The organism is Snodgrassella sp. W6238H11 (genome assembly GCF_016100525.1).
Lineage (GTDB): Bacteria > Pseudomonadota > Gammaproteobacteria > Burkholderiales > Neisseriaceae > Snodgrassella > Snodgrassella alvi.
In genome coordinates, this window is sequence record NZ_JACFSH010000001.1 from 447,928 (window position 1) to 464,337 (window position 16,410).

17 protein-coding genes are annotated in these 16,410 nt (G+C 42.6%); 9 read left to right on the forward strand and 8 right to left on the reverse strand.

The window, feature by feature from the left end; all coding sequences use genetic code 11:
• Positions 1-188 precede the first annotated feature (188 nt).
• The 6 genes from murI (at position 189) to upp (ending at position 4,669) form a co-directional block, all read left to right on the forward strand.
• Positions 189-998 (forward strand): glutamate racemase, encoded by an 810-nt coding sequence (gene murI / locus H3V00_RS01955; protein ID WP_100125627.1) that lies wholly within the window; start codon positions 189-191, stop codon positions 996-998.
• A gap of 23 nt (positions 999-1,021) precedes the next feature.
• A complete protein-coding gene (gene purN, locus H3V00_RS01960; RefSeq protein WP_198206576.1) occupies positions 1,022-1,663 on the forward strand; it encodes a phosphoribosylglycinamide formyltransferase in 642 nt (213 codons plus the stop codon).
• 17 nt (positions 1,664-1,680) lie between these two features.
• A complete protein-coding gene (locus H3V00_RS01965) occupies positions 1,681-2,355 on the forward strand; it encodes a DUF3108 domain-containing protein (protein ID WP_146207619.1) in 675 nt (224 codons plus the stop codon).
• 9 nt (positions 2,356-2,364) lie between these two features.
• The gene (locus tag H3V00_RS01970) at positions 2,365-3,627 is read left to right on the forward strand and encodes an RsmB/NOP family class I SAM-dependent RNA methyltransferase (protein ID WP_198206746.1); all 1,263 of its coding nucleotides are present in this window, start codon (positions 2,365-2,367) and stop codon (positions 3,625-3,627) included.
• Positions 3,628-3,649: 22 nt separating this feature from the next.
• Positions 3,650-3,961, forward strand: coding sequence for a Grx4 family monothiol glutaredoxin (gene grxD / locus H3V00_RS01975; RefSeq protein WP_025330563.1), 312 nt, complete (start codon positions 3,650-3,652; stop codon positions 3,959-3,961).
• 75 nt (positions 3,962-4,036) lie between these two features.
• Positions 4,037-4,669, forward strand: coding sequence for a uracil phosphoribosyltransferase (gene upp / locus H3V00_RS01980; RefSeq protein WP_025330564.1), 633 nt, complete (start codon positions 4,037-4,039; stop codon positions 4,667-4,669).
• Positions 4,670-4,936: 267 nt separating this feature from the next.
• Here upp and H3V00_RS01985 read toward each other — a convergent pair whose 3' ends face one another.
• From H3V00_RS01985 to arsC, 6 genes are all read right to left on the reverse strand, one after another.
• Positions 4,937-6,346: an ATP-binding protein gene (locus tag H3V00_RS01985; RefSeq protein ID WP_198206575.1), complete on the reverse strand. Its 1,410-nt coding sequence runs from the start codon at positions 6,344-6,346 to the stop codon at positions 4,937-4,939.
• Positions 6,322-6,984 (reverse strand): response regulator transcription factor, encoded by a 663-nt coding sequence (locus tag H3V00_RS01990; protein ID WP_084551581.1) that lies wholly within the window; start codon positions 6,982-6,984, stop codon positions 6,322-6,324. The genes H3V00_RS01985 and H3V00_RS01990 overlap by 25 nt, the downstream gene beginning before the upstream one ends.
• Positions 6,985-7,112: 128 nt before the next feature.
• Positions 7,113-7,373, reverse strand: a complete 261-nt coding sequence (locus H3V00_RS01995; RefSeq protein ID WP_198206574.1) for a hypothetical protein — start codon at positions 7,371-7,373, stop codon at positions 7,113-7,115.
• 434 nt (positions 7,374-7,807) lie between these two features.
• Entirely contained in the window at positions 7,808-9,097 is a 1,290-nt protein-coding gene (hemL, locus tag H3V00_RS02000) for a glutamate-1-semialdehyde 2,1-aminomutase (protein ID WP_084586295.1), read from the reverse strand.
• 400 nt (positions 9,098-9,497) lie between these two features.
• A complete protein-coding gene (locus H3V00_RS02005) occupies positions 9,498-10,157 on the reverse strand; it encodes a YdcF family protein (protein WP_025330569.1) in 660 nt (219 codons plus the stop codon).
• The gene (arsC, locus tag H3V00_RS02010) at positions 10,158-10,514 is read right to left on the reverse strand and encodes an arsenate reductase (glutaredoxin) (RefSeq protein ID WP_025330570.1); all 357 of its coding nucleotides are present in this window, start codon (positions 10,512-10,514) and stop codon (positions 10,158-10,160) included. It lies immediately after the preceding gene.
• A 268-nt stretch (positions 10,515-10,782) separates the two neighbouring features.
• Between arsC and H3V00_RS02015 the strand changes: the two genes are divergently transcribed.
• Entirely contained in the window at positions 10,783-11,301 is a 519-nt protein-coding gene (locus H3V00_RS02015; RefSeq protein ID WP_084586296.1) for a TlpA disulfide reductase family protein, read from the forward strand.
• On the opposite strand, the gene nadB is transcribed toward H3V00_RS02015, so the two are convergent.
• Positions 11,296-12,834: an L-aspartate oxidase gene (gene nadB, locus H3V00_RS02020; RefSeq protein ID WP_084586297.1), complete on the reverse strand. Its 1,539-nt coding sequence runs from the start codon at positions 12,832-12,834 to the stop codon at positions 11,296-11,298. The genes H3V00_RS02015 and nadB overlap by 6 nt on opposite strands.
• Positions 12,806-14,029: a quinolinate synthase NadA gene (gene nadA, locus H3V00_RS02025; protein WP_084586298.1), complete on the reverse strand. Its 1,224-nt coding sequence runs from the start codon at positions 14,027-14,029 to the stop codon at positions 12,806-12,808. Before nadA ends, nadB begins: the two co-directional genes overlap by 29 nt.
• A 217-nt stretch (positions 14,030-14,246) precedes the next feature.
• On the opposite strand from nadA, the gene H3V00_RS02030 reads away from it, so the two are divergent.
• Together H3V00_RS02030 and nadC are read left to right on the forward strand one after the other, a co-directional pair.
• Positions 14,247-15,206: a hypothetical protein gene (locus H3V00_RS02030; protein WP_198206573.1), complete on the forward strand. Its 960-nt coding sequence runs from the start codon at positions 14,247-14,249 to the stop codon at positions 15,204-15,206.
• 215 nt (positions 15,207-15,421) lie between these two features.
• Positions 15,422-16,294, forward strand: a complete 873-nt coding sequence (gene nadC, locus H3V00_RS02035) for a carboxylating nicotinate-nucleotide diphosphorylase (protein WP_198206572.1) — start codon at positions 15,422-15,424, stop codon at positions 16,292-16,294.
• Positions 16,295-16,410 lie beyond the last annotated feature (116 nt).

Consider the following 16,410-nt stretch of genomic DNA (forward strand, 5'->3'; position numbering starts at 1 on the left):
AATAACGAAAGTAATAAAATTCAGTCTGTCTGTCTTGTTTCCGGATTCAGGCTTCTTTTATGTACATTTGTTGTGTACTAAGCTATGAGTATATTTCCGGGTCAATGCTATAATCACAATAATGACTGATATTCGATTAATTCAGTTTATGCTGAACTGAGTTGTCATGGTCAATAATGAAGAGACAAATGACTGCAATACAACAACAACCTATAGGTGTATTTGATTCCGGGGTAGGCGGCCTGACAGTGGTTCGCGCACTGATGGAACGGCTCCCTAATGAAAATATTATTTATTTTGGTGATACGGCGCGGGTTCCGTATGGTGTGAAATCCAGACATACAATAGAAGTTTATACTGAACAGATTGTATCTTTTCTGCTTGAGCATGATGTTAAGGCGCTGGTTGTGGCCTGTAATACTATAGCTGCGGTGGCAAGAGAAAAAGTAAGGCAGCTTGCAGGCACAATGCCGGTGCTGGATGTAATTGCCGCAGGTGCACAGGCTGCGCTGGAAACCACTCAGAATAATCACATTGGTGTAATAGCCACCAGTACTACTGTTAACAGTAATGCTTATGCCCGGGCGATTCACAATCAGAATGCACAAACGCGTGTTTTTTCACAGGCCTGTCCGTTGCTGGTGCCGCTGGTGGAAGAAGGCTGGCTGGATCATGAAGTTACCCGCTTGACAGCACGGGAGTATCTGAAGCCGATTCTGGCAGAAGAAGTGGATACGCTGGTTTTGGGATGTACTCATTATCCGTTATTGAAGCCTTTAATCCGTCAGGAGGCTCCTGATCTGAAATTAGTTGATTCAGCGATTACGACTGCTGAAGCCACTGCATTGGCACTGGAACAACATAATCTGATTAATCCTGATCATTCAGGTGCGCAATACCGCTTTTATGTCAGTGATATTCCGCTACGTTTCCAGACAATTGGTGAGCGATTTCTGGGGCGAAGTCTGGAGCAGCTGGAAATGGTTTCTTTGGGCTAGGTATTTTGGTTGACAGGTGAGAGATGAGCGCTAAAAAAAGAATTGTGATTCTGATTTCCAGTCGTGGCAGCAATATGCAGGCTCTTGCAGAAGCTGATATTGCGCAGGCAGAAATTGTGGCAGTAATCAGTAATCGGGCTGATGCTGCCGGTTTACTGTGGGCTGCGCAACACGGGCTGACAACTGAGGCAATCAGCCATCATGATTATCCAGGCCGTGAAGCATTTGATGCGGCATTGATGAAGCATATTGATGCTTATCAGCCTGATTTGGTGGTACTGGCTGGCTTCATGCGCATTTTAACGCCTGAGTTTTGTAGGCATTATACGGACAGGTTAATTAATATTCATCCGTCATTATTACCGGCTTTTACCGGACTGCACACTCATCAGCGTGCACTGGATAGTGGCTGCCGGGTTGCAGGCTGTACGATTCATTTTGTCACTGCCGAGCTGGATTGCGGTCCGATTATAGCGCAGGGTGTAGTACCTGTTCTGAACGGGGATACTGCCGATACTCTGGCACAGCGGGTATTAAAGATTGAACATCAGCTTTTACCAAAAGCAGTAGCTGATTTTGTTGCCGGAAATCTGGTAGTTGAAGGGAACAGGGTAAAAAATCTTGCTGATGCTGTTACGAATAATGTGGCCTGCCTGAAAAACTGAGATGTTATGAGAAAAATATGAAGTTGAAAGTATATTCAGGTTTGATATTTGTCTGGATAAATTTGCTGTTCATACCTATGGTACAAGCAGCAGACCTGCCTCAGCAGGCACAATTGCAGTTTGTCGACAGTTATGGTTTGCCGGTAAATATGGATTTTGTGCAAAAGGATGGTCAGTATCAGATTAATACGCAAATTAATTTGATTTTTTACCAGATGCAGTTTGTTTCGTCCGGAACCGTAAAAGACTCAGTTTTAAATCCGCTTTCCTACACTGACAGCCGCTTTGGCAAACCATATGCTCAGGCACGTTTTTCTGAGCATGGGGTTGATTATGGTAAGGTTTCCGAAGCAGTTAAACATATCTCGGTGAACGGACCGGTATATGATATGTTTGCTCTTGGCTGGCAGCTGGGCTTTAATCAAGGTAAATTGCCCGCAAATACTTATCTGACTAATGGTAAAAAAGTGTACCAACTGGATGCAGTTAACAGCCGTGGTAGTGATCAGCTGATGTTAAACGGACAGCAAATTGAGATAAGACAGTACAGTATCAGTCGTGGCGATGATGTAGTGGAATATGCATTCGCTCCCCAGCTTGAAAATATTCCGGTACGGATTAGCTATGTGGACAATGGTAAAGTATATACATTGCAACTGAAAGGCGGCCGGATTAACGGGAAGGTTTTTTAAGAAATTATGATAAATGCACAACAACTTGATTTAACTACTTCTGCGCTGGCACAGGTGTTAACATTCAGACAGCCTGCAGATGTTGTGCTCTCAGCTTTTTTCCGGCGTGAGCGCAAGCTGGGTATGCGTGACCGGCAGGAAATAGCTGAAACTGTGTTCGCTACTATCCGTCATTTGCAGAAAATTCAGAAGATGCTGCCAAAACCGCATCAAAAACCACGTCGGGCAGCTTTGGCTGCATTGATTTTAGGACGAGGAATAAGCGTACACGGTGTAGAATCACTTTGTGACTCAGAAGAAAAGCAGTGGCTGATTGATGTTAAAGAGCAAAAGTCTGCTTTTGCTTCCGATCTGACAACAGCTGCTGAGCTGCCTCAATGGTTAATTGAGTGTTTGCAACAGCAGGGCTGGGATGATAATCAGATTGCTACTTACGGTCGCAGTGTTATGCAGCCGGCGCCGCTGGATGTACGGGTAAATACTCAGAAAGGCAAACGTGATAAGATTCTGTCTGCGTTACAGGCAGAAGGATTGCGTGCTGAAGCTACGCCTTTTTCGCCATGGGGAATCCGGCTATTTGATAAACCGGCTTTAAACAAGCATCCGCTGTTTTTAGACGGTGTGCTGGAAGTTCAGGATGAAGGCAGTCAGCTGCTGGCGTTGCTAACAGGCGTTAAACGCGGTCAGATTGCTGTCGATTTCTGTGCCGGAGCCGGTGGTAAAACACTGGCGATGGGGGCAATGATGGCTGGCAGCGGACGGCTGTATGCTTTTGATGTGGCTGAAAAACGTTTGGCTAATATGAAGCCGAGAATGGTTCGGGCAGGTCTGACTAATATTCATCCGCAGCGGATTGATAATGAGCATGATGCCCGTATTGCCAGATTAAAGCATAAGGCAGATTGTGTGCTCGTTGATGCGCCCTGTTCCGGCATGGGCACCTTGCGCCGTAATCCTGATTTAAAATATCGTCAGAATAATGACAATATCCGGACGTTGCACGAGCAGCAACAATCAATTTTACAGTCAGCTTCTGAACTGGTACGTCCGGGCGGGAGGCTTGTGTATGCAACTTGCAGTATTCTGGAAACGGAAAATCAGCAACAGTTAAATAATTTTCTGGCAGCCAATACAGGCTGGCATATAGAACCGGTGCAGACTTTGCTTAAAAGTAATGTCTTACCTGATATGCAGGGTGACTATCTGCAGCTGAACACCGGTGAACATCATACAGACGGTTTTTTTGCCGCTGTGCTTACACGCATTAAATAAAGTGATATAAGAAGGAATGTACATGAGTACTCAGGAAAGAATTAAAACGCTTGTTACTGAACATCCGGTTGTGTTGTTCATGAAAGGCACTAAGCAGTTTCCACAGTGTGGTTTTTCATCCCGTGCTGTACAAATATTGCAAGCTGCCGGTTTAAAAGAGTTCTATACTGTTAATGTGCTCGAAGATGAAGATATCCGTCAGGGTATCAAGGAATATGCAGACTGGCCGACAATTCCGCAATTGTATGTAAAAGGTGAATTTGTCGGTGGTTCTGACATTATGCTGGAGATGTACGAAGCAGGTGAATTGCAGACTTTGCTGGCGTCTGTCTGACAGAGTTTTGTTCGGAAATATTTTCCGGTAGCTGTTTTATTCAGGTTTTATAGCAATTATTTTTTGGAACTGGCTATGAATATAAATGTGATTGACCATCCTCTGGTGAAGCACAAGCTGTCATTAATGCGAGAAGAAGATTGCAGTACTTATCGTTTTCGTACGCTGACTAAAGAACTGGCACGCTTAATGGCTTATGAAGCCAGCCGTGATTTTGATATAGAAATTGTCAAAATGCAGGGCTGGTGTGGTGAGATTGATGCTTACCAGATTAAAGGCAAAACGGTTACTATTGTACCGATTCTGCGGGCAGGGCTGGGTATGCTGGATGGCGTATTGGACTTAATTCCTACAGCTAAAATCAGTGTAGTAGGTTTACAGCGCGATGAAGAAACGCTGGAACCGGTACCTTATTTTGAAAAATTTGTCAGTCAGATGGATAAACGCCCGGCATTGATCATTGATCCAATGCTGGCAACAGGCGGATCCATGAATGCAACTATTGAGTTACTTAAGAAAAAAGGTTGCAAGGATATTAAGGCATTGGTTCTTGTAGCAGCTCCGGAGGGGGTAAAGGCTGTCAATGAAGCTCATCCTGATGTGACTATTTATGCAGCGGCTCTGGATGATCATCTGGATGATAATGGCTATATTATTCCTGGTCTGGGCGATGCTGGTGACAAGATTTTTGGTACCAAGCACTGGTAATTTAAATTCAGATTATTTCATGCAGTCTGATTGCTGAAAGAATCTGTTAATAAAAAACACAGAATTTTCTGTATGGAAGATTCTGTGTTTTTTATTATGCTGTATTAAATCCAGATTTGTTTTTAAAAATGGATATGGGTATCAGATAAATACTCTAAATAGAATTGGCTGGTCGGATAAGAAATAAATTTTTGTTTATAAAATGATAAATCGAATATTAGCCGGTTAATTACAATTTAATGCAATCATTTTGTAAGATTTAAGATGTTATTTGTTTTGTGCTTGCAGCTTATCTGGGCTGAATATCAGGCTTACAGCCAGTCCTGCTTTCTGTTCTGAATTTCGCAGGCCAGAGTCTGCCAGACTGATACTGATGTGCCACTGATCACACAGGGTCTTAACGATTGCCAGCCCGAGGCCGCTTCCGCTTTCATTGTTGCCCAAAATACGGTAAAACGGTTCAAATACTAGCTGGCGTTCAGTTTCAGAGATTCCCTGACCATTGTCTTCTATAAGTAAAATCGTTTTGTTATCTGTGGTTGGTCTAATGCCAATGCATATTTGCCCATCAACAGGAGTGTATTTGATGGCATTACTCAGTATATTTTTCAAAATAGTATATAAATCATTACTGCTGACAGGCAGATAAACATCTTCGCTAATGTCGAAACTTAAATTTTGTTTTTTTTGTTCGGCCAGCGGCAATAATTCGGCAATTAAATCTCGCAGTAAGGGCATTAATGCAGTTTTCTGAGCATTGTTCGCTATCAGATGTTGCTGCTGCTGATGCTGTGCTCTGGCCATAGATAATAACTGGATAAGCAGCTGTTCGGTTCGTGCAATACCTGATTTGATTTGTTCAATCAGTTTGTGTTGTTCCTGAATAGTTAATTCCGGTTCATCAAAACGGGCTATTTGCAGAGTAAGTGCGGTAATTGGTGTACGTAATTCATGTGCTGCATGACTGATAAATTTTTTATCATGCTCCATCGCAGCCTGTAGCTGACTGAACAGGCGGTTAAGTGCGGTAATGAAAGGGCGGATTTCTGTCGGTACGTGCCTGGTATCCAAAGGTGATAAATCATTGGCGTTGCGTGCGGTTAATTCGCTACTCATTTCCTGCGTTGCCCGAAACAGGCGGCGAATCCAGATAGCTGTAAATAGCCATAGAATAGGCATTAAAATAAGAAATGGCCAGACTACACTTAATGCACTGTCTTTAGCTATATGATTTCGGTATGCTGTACGCTGAGCAACAATAATTCGCTCACGTTCACGGGTGAGCAGGTAAACCCGCCAATGACGGGCTACCGTAGTAAAGTTATGAAAACCATCAGGTAATTGCTGAAGGTTCTGCACAGCATTATCATCTCCCATCAGAATATTGAGATAGGGTGAATCTAGTGTCTGTGCCAGCACGCGCGGTTTGGGCAGCGTTCTGGCGCTTTCAGGAAAATTGAGATCTTCCTGTGTATCTCTGCGCAGTATGGAACTGCGCGGATCAAGTAAATGGGCTATCTGCTCCAGCTGAGCATCTTGTAAATCCTGTGTTTCCCGAAAAGCAGTCTGATAGGCAAGAATGTCACCAATAATAGCGATTGAAGTTACTACGATGGTTAAAACCAGTAATAAGCGCCACTGTAGTGATGAGACTATCCGCGTCGGTCTACCAGCCATCCCAGTCCTCGTACATTTTTAATCACATTACTGCCCAGTTTTTTTCTAATTCCGTGAATAACTACTTCTACGGCATTGCTTTCTACTTCTTCATTCCAGCCGTATAGCTTTTCTTCCAGTTCCTGTCGAGACAGTATCGTGCCGGGTTGGAGCAATAAACTGTACATCAAAGCATACTCTCGTGCTGATAGCCGGGTAACCTGTCCGTTGGCACTGACTTCACGAGTAGCAGGATTCAGGGTAATGGTGCCATTGCTTAGTATAGGAGTTGCATGTCCGCTACGGCGGCGTAATAAAGCCCGGATACGCGCCAGTAATTCGGAAGGCGAAAAAGGTTTAATTACATAGTCATCGGCACCGCTGTCCAGACCATTAATGCGTTCTTCCACTGTGTCTCGGGCAGTAATCAGAATAACGGGTAAATCACAGTTTTTTACACGCAAGTGGCGTAAAACACTTAGACCATCCTGTCCGGGTACACCAATATCCAGTAGGGCAATATCATAAATTTCTGGTTGCAATGCATTTTCAGCTGCAATACCGTTAGCAACACAATCAACGGCAAAACCAGCAGCATGCAGCATATCACTTAATGCCTCTGCAATCATTTTGTCGTCTTCAAGAAGTAAAATTCGCATGAGTTAACATTTTTCCGCATAGACTTGTAAACCAGTCTGTATTGTTTCAGACTGTGAGATATCTATGATAACAAAAACCGTTTCAGGATTCCTGAAACGGTTTTATTCAAACGTTAACCAGCGACTGATTAGTTAGTTTCAGTAGTGATAGTAGTTTGTTTAGTTGTAGTAGTACTAGCAGCTGCTTTTCTGGCATGTGCTTTTTTAGTATGTACTTTTTTTGCTGGTGCTTTTTTAACAGCTGGTTTTACAGTTTTAGCACTGGTGTTTTCAGCTGTAGTGGTTGTAGTAGTGGTGGTAGCTGTAGCTGGTTTAGGGGGAGTAGCAAAGGCAGCAGCAGCAGTTAAACCAAAGATAGCACTTACAACAGCAGCAGTGATTTTTTTCATGACAGATCTCCATTAAAAGTAATTAAAGACAATAACCATCTCGGTTCTTGTTGATGCACAGTATGGCTTTAAATACTTAGGCAAAACTTAGCTAAATGTTGTTTATTGTTAATTTAATGTAATTAAATGTTATTATTTAGAGTAAGTATAGATTCGCTTATTAGTTTAAAATTTAAAATAATATGCATTTATAATGGTTTATGTTTGATATATTGAATAAAGACTATTATTTATATGCTATTGAAATCTATTCGTTAATAAAAAATAAATGAGATTTTTATAGAAAATGGAACTTAATCTTGTCTTAATATGTGACTGCTAAAAGTATAAATATAAAGATATTTAAATTACGTGATTATTAGTTCAGAGTTGATTATTATCTATGATACCAGTGTATGTTTTACTTTTGACATACACTGGTAAGAATAAATGTCTCAGACAGTGCGTGCAATTTCCGTAAATGCTTCGGCAGCTAAACCCAGTGTATCTGCAATGATTTCACTGCTATGAGCAGCTGAAACAAAACCCGCTTCATATGCTGATGGTGCAAATGCAACACCGCGTGACAGCATGGCATGGAAAAACTCTTTAAATAATATCTGATTGGTATTTTGCATATCTGCAAAACAGGATGGCAGATTATTAGTAAAGTAAAAACCAAACATTCCGCCTTCACTGCGGCTGCTGAAAGGGATATTGGCTTCACGTGCGATTGCCGTCAGACCATTACTCAACTGTCGGGTATGTTTGCTGAGTGTAGTGTAAAAATCCGGTCGTTGTATGATTTCCAGTGTTTTTAGTCCGGCTGCTACACATACCGGATTACCAGAAAGGGTACCTGCCTGATAAACAGCACCTAAAGGCGATATACAGGCCATAATGTCTGCACGGCCACCGAAAGCTGCTACTGGCATGCCTCCGCCAATTACTTTGCCAATTGTCGTTAAATCAGGCTTAATACCATGGATAGATTGTGCCCCGCCCAGAGCAACGCGAAAACCGGTCATTACTTCATCGTAAATAAGAACACTTCCGTACCGTTCTGTAAGTTCACGCAATGCCTGAACAAACTCTGTTGTGGCGGGTATCATGTTCATATTACCGGCAATTGGTTCGACAATAACACAGGCAATACTGTCGCCCTTGCTGGCAAAAGTTTGTTGCAAAGCCTCAACGTCGTTATAAGGTAATACCAGTGTATGGCGGCTGAAATCTTCAGGTACGCCGGCAGAGCTGGGATTACCAAAGGTTAGCAGACCAGATCCGGCTTTAACCAGCAGACTATCTGAATGACCATGATAACAGCCTTCAAATTTAATGATATTGTCCCTGCCGGTAAAACCTCTGGCCAGACGGATTGCACTCATGGTTGCTTCTGTACCTGAACTGACCAGTCGAATCTGTTCCATGCTGGGCATGATATGGCGTATTTCTTCAGCAATGCGGATTTCATTTTCTGTCGGTGCACCAAAAGATAAGCCATTTTCGGCCGCCTGACAGACTGCCTGAACAACTTCAGGATGTGCATGACCGACAATGGCTGGTCCCCATGAACCGACATAATCTATATAACTGGTTTGATTTTCATCCCATACATAAGCTCCCTGAGCTTTGTTAATAAAGCGGGGTATGCCGCCGACACTGCCAAAAGCCCGTACAGGAGAATTTACTCCGCCGGGAATAATGGTTTTTGCCTCTTCAAAGAGCTGCTGGTTTCTATCCATGATTATGACCTCTGCTTTATTGGAATATCAGATAACTTGCATTCAGGGATTAATCATACTATCGATTACCCTTAAGGTTAATTGTCTTTAGCTTTTCGAACGGGAATCCGGAAGATAAAATAAAATATCAGGGTAGCAGTAAGTATTTTTAATGGTGAAATAATTGATTTATTAAATATTAATATGTAATTTTTTACTATTGATAATTGATTAAGTAAAACTTATCTATTTTCTGAGAAATAAAAATAATCTATAGCTGATTGTAAAATCGTAAGTCTCACATACATAAAGACGGAGCTAAGATTTCAGATTTAAAATCTTATAGCTATATGAAATTTATGTTTTTTAGCTAAAATAATGGACTGAGTTCTCAGATTCTGGGGCAACTGGAGGAAAATTATTAAACTAGTGTACGTAGCATACGAATAAAACGCGGAAATTTTGATAAATGCTGCACCCACTGATAAACCATTAAAGTATAGCTTTCCTGCGCAATAAAGCGTAATTTCGACTGAGTTGCGGTGTAGCGGGTAGTCGGAGTAGGCGAAAGCTGTACATTTAAACCCAGATCACGTGCCATAAAGCAAGCACGTGCCAGATGATATGGATCGCTGACAATAATAAAGCTGTTTAGATCATTATCATCAGCTATGGCTTTTGCATTAACCAGATTCTGCCAGGTATCGCGCGAATGATTTTCATAAATAATATCATTGGCATCAACACCGTTACGGATAGCATAGCGACGTCCGACGGCTGCTTCCGTCATGAAACCGGCTCTGGGGCTGCCACCAGTAAAGAGAATTTTTTTTACTATGCCGGCACGATACAGATTAATGGCATGATTGATACGTTCACGGAAAACTGGTGAAGGGCGCTTATCCCATGCGGCTGCGCCAAGCACGATAGCGGCATCGGCTTCTGTCGGTACTTGCTGCGGATGGCTGAGCTGGTAGACTGTAGCAACACTAAAAGCATAGTTGGCACCAACAAATAGGCTGCATCCGGCAATTACAGTGCGCAGACAATACCAAAAACCTAAACGTGTGCCGGAGCTCATTTATTGTTCTAGTAAAGCTTCAATATTCGTTAACGGGCGACCTATAGCGGCATGTTCGCCGTATACAGCTATCGGTCGTTCAATCAAAATCGGATGTGCAGCCATTGCGGCAATCAGAGTATCTTCATCTGCTTCAAGCAGATTCAGTTGTGTGAACAGATCATCTTTACTGCGCATCATTTCCCGTGCTGAATTGATGGCCAGTTTTTGTTTCAGTGAACGAATTTGTGCTTCGGATAAAGGCTCGGTCAGGTAGGGAATGACTTTGGTATTAATATTGCGTACTCGGAGTAAAGACAGGGCAGCGCGCGACTTAGAGCAATTTGGATTATGGTACAGTATGACGGTGTGTGTCATGATTATCCCTGAACTTCTATAAATAAAAAATCTAAATTGGAAGTGTGGACGAAACTTCAAATTTTGACAAGTATTATTAATTATTCTAAAGCTAAAGCTGAATTAATGTGTCGGATGTAAATAAATTATCTGCTTTTAAATATGCATTTCAATTAATTTATACAAAATAAAAATAAATAACCCCCTTACCTGCTAATGTTTTTGCGGCAAAATTGTATATGAATTATTCTATAATAATTGCTATTAAAGGTAATATTAAGGTAATGATATGTTTCCGTCTGCCCAAGTCTTAAAAAAAATATTTTTAATTAGCGTACTGTTTCTGAGCTGTATTTGTGTGCATGCTGCAGAATTACAAAACTGGCCTCAGCGTACACCGGCTACTTTACCAACTAATTCCCAAATAATGGTGGTTAATGTCTGGGCAACATGGTGTAAACCTTGTCGTAGTGAAATAGCTATGCTTTCGCGCTGGTATCAGCAACAACGAAATTCAGGAAAGAAAACCATTGCTGTCGTTGGAGTATCTTTAGATAATGATGCAAATTTACAACGCTTTACTCAGCAGGTGTCAGTACCGTATCCGTTATACCGTTATACAGGTTCGGATAGCCGCGCATGGATGCAACGTTTAGGCAATAATATTGGCGGAGTACCTTTTACTCAGGTTCAGGCACCTAAATGCGGTTTTCAGCGGGCATTGATAGGTACACTGAGTGAAATAAAGCTGAATCAAGTGATTGCTGAAGCCAGACTGCAGTGTAAACAGCACAACGTTCGTTTATAGATTTTCCTGTAGGTCAAGATTAAAGTGTGTGCCACGGTTTATTTGCTGATTCAGTCCGTCCTGTAGCATTAATAGCGCAGTTACCAGTGACAGCTTATGTTGCTGATTAATGGTTTGCCGATACCAGTATTGTAATATTTTATGCAGCGTGAGCATTTCATCAGTTTGCCGGCAAATTCCAAAATAACGGCTCATGGAGTGTTGCAGTGCTTGCATACTGAAAGAAGGGATATTCTGAGTCGGATGAGGTTGTTCCGGAAAAATAATTTCCTGCCAGGTCAATTCTGATGAATTCACCTGTTGATTGATTGGCCATGTTTGCGGATGTTCTTTAGAAGCAACTATCGATGCCGCGGCATTGCGTCCGGTTACGACACATTCAAGTAAAGAATTACTCGCCAGACGATTGGCTCCATGCAGCCCGGTACAGGCAGTTTCACCTATAGCATACAACTGAGCCATATCGGTACGCCCATCGGTGTCTGTAACAATGCCGCCACAGGCATAGTGTGCTGCTGGTGCTACCGGAATTAATTCACGAGTGATATCCAGACCCTGTTGCAGACAATGCTGGTGAATTTGCGGGAAATGTGCGCGGATAAAGCTTTCAGGTAAATGAGTGATATCCAGATACACACAGTGATGGCCGGTTTTGGCTATTTCACTGGCAATGGCGCGTGCAACAATATCACGCGGAGCCAGCTCGGCACGGTTATCGTATTCAGGCATAAAGCGCCGGCCTTGCTGATTACGTAAAATACCTCCTTCACCGCGTACAGCCTCAGAAATCAGAAAACACGGATTTTCAGGTAAGGCAAGTGCTGTGGGATGAAACTGTACAAAAGCCAGATTCTGCGTTCTGCAACCAGCCAGAGCCGCTAAAGCAACTCCTTGTCCATTTGCTGTTACCGGATTAGTGGTCAGAGTGAATAATTGTCCCAATCCTCCGGTTGCCAGTACTGTATGTTTAGCCTGAATAGTTACGGCCTCATCAGTTTGTGCCATCTGTACGACTGCTCCGGTACAAACTGAATTTTCATGCACTAAATCGATAACACAGCTATGCGGCAAAATAAGAATATTTGGTCGTGCTGATAGTTGTTGCTGGAGTGTATGAGTAATACTGTGACCAGTATGATCAGCCGCATGTACGATACGCCGCCGACCATGTCCGCCTTCACATGTCAGATGCAGGCGACCATTTTCATGGGTAAATTCCACGCCATGGGCGCATAACCATTCAATAGCACTACTGCCTTCAGCCAGAATCTCGGCAGTCTGTTTTTCATTACAGCAGCCGGCACCAGCTATAAGCGTATCCTTAATATGTTCGGCTACACTGTCTGCCTGATCAATAACGGCTGCTACTCCGCCTTGTGCCAGATTACTGGCACAGGTTGATAAATCTTCTTTTGCCAGCAAAGTAATGTGAAAATTTTCCGGTAAAGATAAGGCTACCGTCAGCCCAGCCAAACCGGCACCAATAATCAAAACATCGGTAGTATTAACAGAGCAGGGTGTGATATTGGTCATGTTGGCTAATCCAGTGAGCAAAAATATCGGGAGAATAGTTTTCTGTATGGTGAGGATTGGTCTTATCAGTATGAAATTCCCGCCATGCAGTTGAAAAATCAAGCATACGCTGTATGGAAATACCAGCCTGTTTACCTAAAGCAGAAGGTAAATCAATTTTATGCTGTTCTGGTTTGCTTAAAGCATCTATACAGGCTTGTAATCCGTTCATAGCCATCCAGGGGCAGAAAGCACAAGACTTGCAGGTGGCACCATTGCCTGCAGTAGGCGCAGCCAGAAAGGTTTTTTCCGGAGCATGTTTATGCATTTCATGTAATATGCCCTGATCTGTCGCTACAATAAATGTATCTGCCGAATCGTGAATTGCTGCCTGCAGCAGACGGCTGGTAGAACCTACTACATCAGCTAAAGCAACTACAGCAGCCGGTGATTCAGGATGAACCAATATTTTGGCATGCGGATAGCGTGCTTTCATTAAAGCCAGTTCCTGACCTTTAAATTCATTATGTACCAGACAGGAACCCTGCCAGAGCACCATATCTGCACCAGTCTGATTCTGAATATATTCTCCAAGATGTCTGTCCGGACCCCAGATAATTTTTTTTCCCTGGGCATGTAAAAAAGAAACAATTTCCAGAGCAATTGACGAAGTAACAACCCAGTCAGCCCTGGCCTTAACTTCGGCACTGGTATTGGCGTAAACCACAACTGTCCGATCCGGATACTGGTTGCAGAAAGCAGTAAATTCTTCTGCCGGACAGCCCAGATCAAGAGAGCAGGTCGCTTCAGTATCGGGCATAAGAATAGTTTTTTCCGGACTGAGTATTCGTGCAGTTTCGCCCATAAATTTCACTCCGGCTACCAATAATGTCTTTGCCGGATGCTGTGCTCCGAAACGTGCCATTTCCAGTGAATCACCAACCATGCCGCCAGTAGCCAGAGCCAGATCCTGCAATTCAGGTTCAACATAGTAATGTGCCAGCATCACAGCCTGCTGTTGCAGTAATAGAGCTTTTACCTGTTCAATATAATTTTGCTTTTGTTGCCGGTCCAGTTGCTGTGGAATTTTAGCCCAGGCACATTGCAGCACAGCAGATTCATCTTTAGTAGTTTGTGCAGCATTCTCAGTAGCTGCAACTGATGACAATTGTGGTTTTTCGTAATCGAATGCACGCCATTGATTGGTACTTTGCATAATCGCTCCTGAAAGGAATAATTAATTATGCTCATAATGAGTATATAAGGCAATACGAAAAAGCCAAGAACTCGAATAAACTCGACTGAATGTGATAATCTGTTGCGTTCAGTTAGATACAACGGTGCTTTTGCGGTAATGTACTCAATCAGTGAATTTTGTTTTTTTGCGACAAATTCTTTACAATTAGCCAGCTTTAATAAAGGAGTTTATCCGCATGCACTCTTCAGCTGAATATTCATCTTCAAGTTATAGCGACAGTGCAGCTGAACTCGTGGCGGTATTGTTTGCTGTTACCGATTTCAGTGCGCGGGTACTTACCATAAACGATGGAAAACTATTGCCATATGGTCCGCTGAAACCTGTACATCATTCTTTACAGGCTGGTGCCAGAACCTGGGTACATCAGCAGACAGGTCAGCCATTAGGCTATATGGAACAGTTATATACATTTGTTGATGTCAAACGCAGTCATCATTGCGGCCATGCTGTTATTAATATCAGCTATCTCGGACTGGTAAAAGAAGCTGCTGAGAGTGGTTTAAAGCTGGAAGCCAAATGGCATGACTGGTATGAATTTTTTCCTTGGGAAGACAGCAGACTGCCTCAGCATAAGCAGATACTTGATCAATTAATTTTGCTGATGCAGAACTGGGTAGATGCTGCTCCGAATCAGGAAATCCGCAATCAGCGTCAGCAGCGCCTGAATTTATGCTGGGGAATAAACGGGCAGCAATGGCTGGCAGAAAATGCTCTGTTGCGTTATGAATTGATGTATGAAGTTGGCATGATTATTGAATCTCCCTATTTCGACGGTTGCCTGCCGGCCATGCTGACCGGTCGCTCCATGCAGTTTAATCATCGCCGTATTCTTGCTACTGCTGTATCTCGTTTACGAGCTAAATTGCAGTATCGTCCGGTGATTTTTGATTTAATGCCGCCTCAATTTACTCTATATCAGTTGCAGAGAAGCATAGAGGCGCTGAATGGCGTAGATTTGCATAAACAGAATTTTCGCAGATTAATCAACAATCAGCAGCTGGTTGTGCCAACCGGAACCACAGTAGTGGCTGAGCGCGGACGTCCGGCACAGCTGTACCGTTTTAATGAAAATGTTTTACAGGAAAGTCTGCTCTCCGGTTACAGATTACCATTAATTAATAACCATATTCAGTAATTAGGCTAGCCTAATTGTCATCAATTCCGTTGATAAAATAGAAATTTTCTGATTAAAAATTTTTGATTCTTGGTTTTAAACAAATAAATCTGATTAATTTGCTGAATTTAAAAACTACCGCTTTTCAAAATTATCTGCTTATTATTTGTTAACGTGTTTTCAGACTTTGACTACTAATATATACTCTAAAAGAGTATATATCCGGGCTTAACAATATGATTAGCGATTTACCAGAAATAATTACCCGACCACTGGTACAGGCTGCACTGTCAGAAGATTTGGGCAGACGCGGAGATGTTACCTCACAGGCAGTGATACCGGCAGACAGGATGGCCGCATTCAGTATTGTAACCAGAGTGCCCGGTGTGGTATGCGGTTTAGAGCTGGCCCGGCAGAGCTTCGCTCTGATGAATGAAAATCTGGAATTTACTGCATACAAAAATGATGGTGATGTTATTGCTGCCGGTACAGTGCTGGCCCGGGTTGCCGGTAATGCGCGTGCTATTCTCGCTGCCGAACGCACAGCGTTAAACTTTCTGACGCATCTTAGCGGAATAGCCACTACAACTCATGAAATTCAGAAATCAATAGCCCATACCGGAGCTCAGCTGACGTGTACACGTAAAACCATACCTAATTTGCGTATAGTCCAGAAATATGCAGTAAGAATGGGCGGGGGACGTAATCATCGCATGGGTCTGGATGATGCCATACTGATTAAGGACAATCACATTGCGCTTAGCGGGGGAGATATTATTACTGCTGTTAAGCAAGCTAAATCTTATGCCGGCCATTTGATTGCAGTGGAAGTAGAAGTTGACACATTGGAGCAATTGCGTCAGGTTCTGGATGAAGGCATCAGTTTGGTATTGCTGGATAATATGTCAATAGAAGAAATGCGAACAGCTGTGAGCTGGTGTAAGGGACATTGTCAGACTGAGGCTTCAGGTAATTTGCGACCTGATACTGTGGTAGCTGCTGCAGAAACAGGCGTAGATTTTCTGGCGATGGGTTATCTGACCCACAGCGCACGTTATCTGGATATTGGTCTGGATTATGCAGATAATCAGAATATTCTGAAAAAGTGAAAATAATCAAAATTTTGTTTTAGGACAAATATTATATCATCATTAATTAGTACAATAATATGTCTTCTATAAGAATAAATATTATTTAATAATGAAAAAACTAATTATTTGGTATA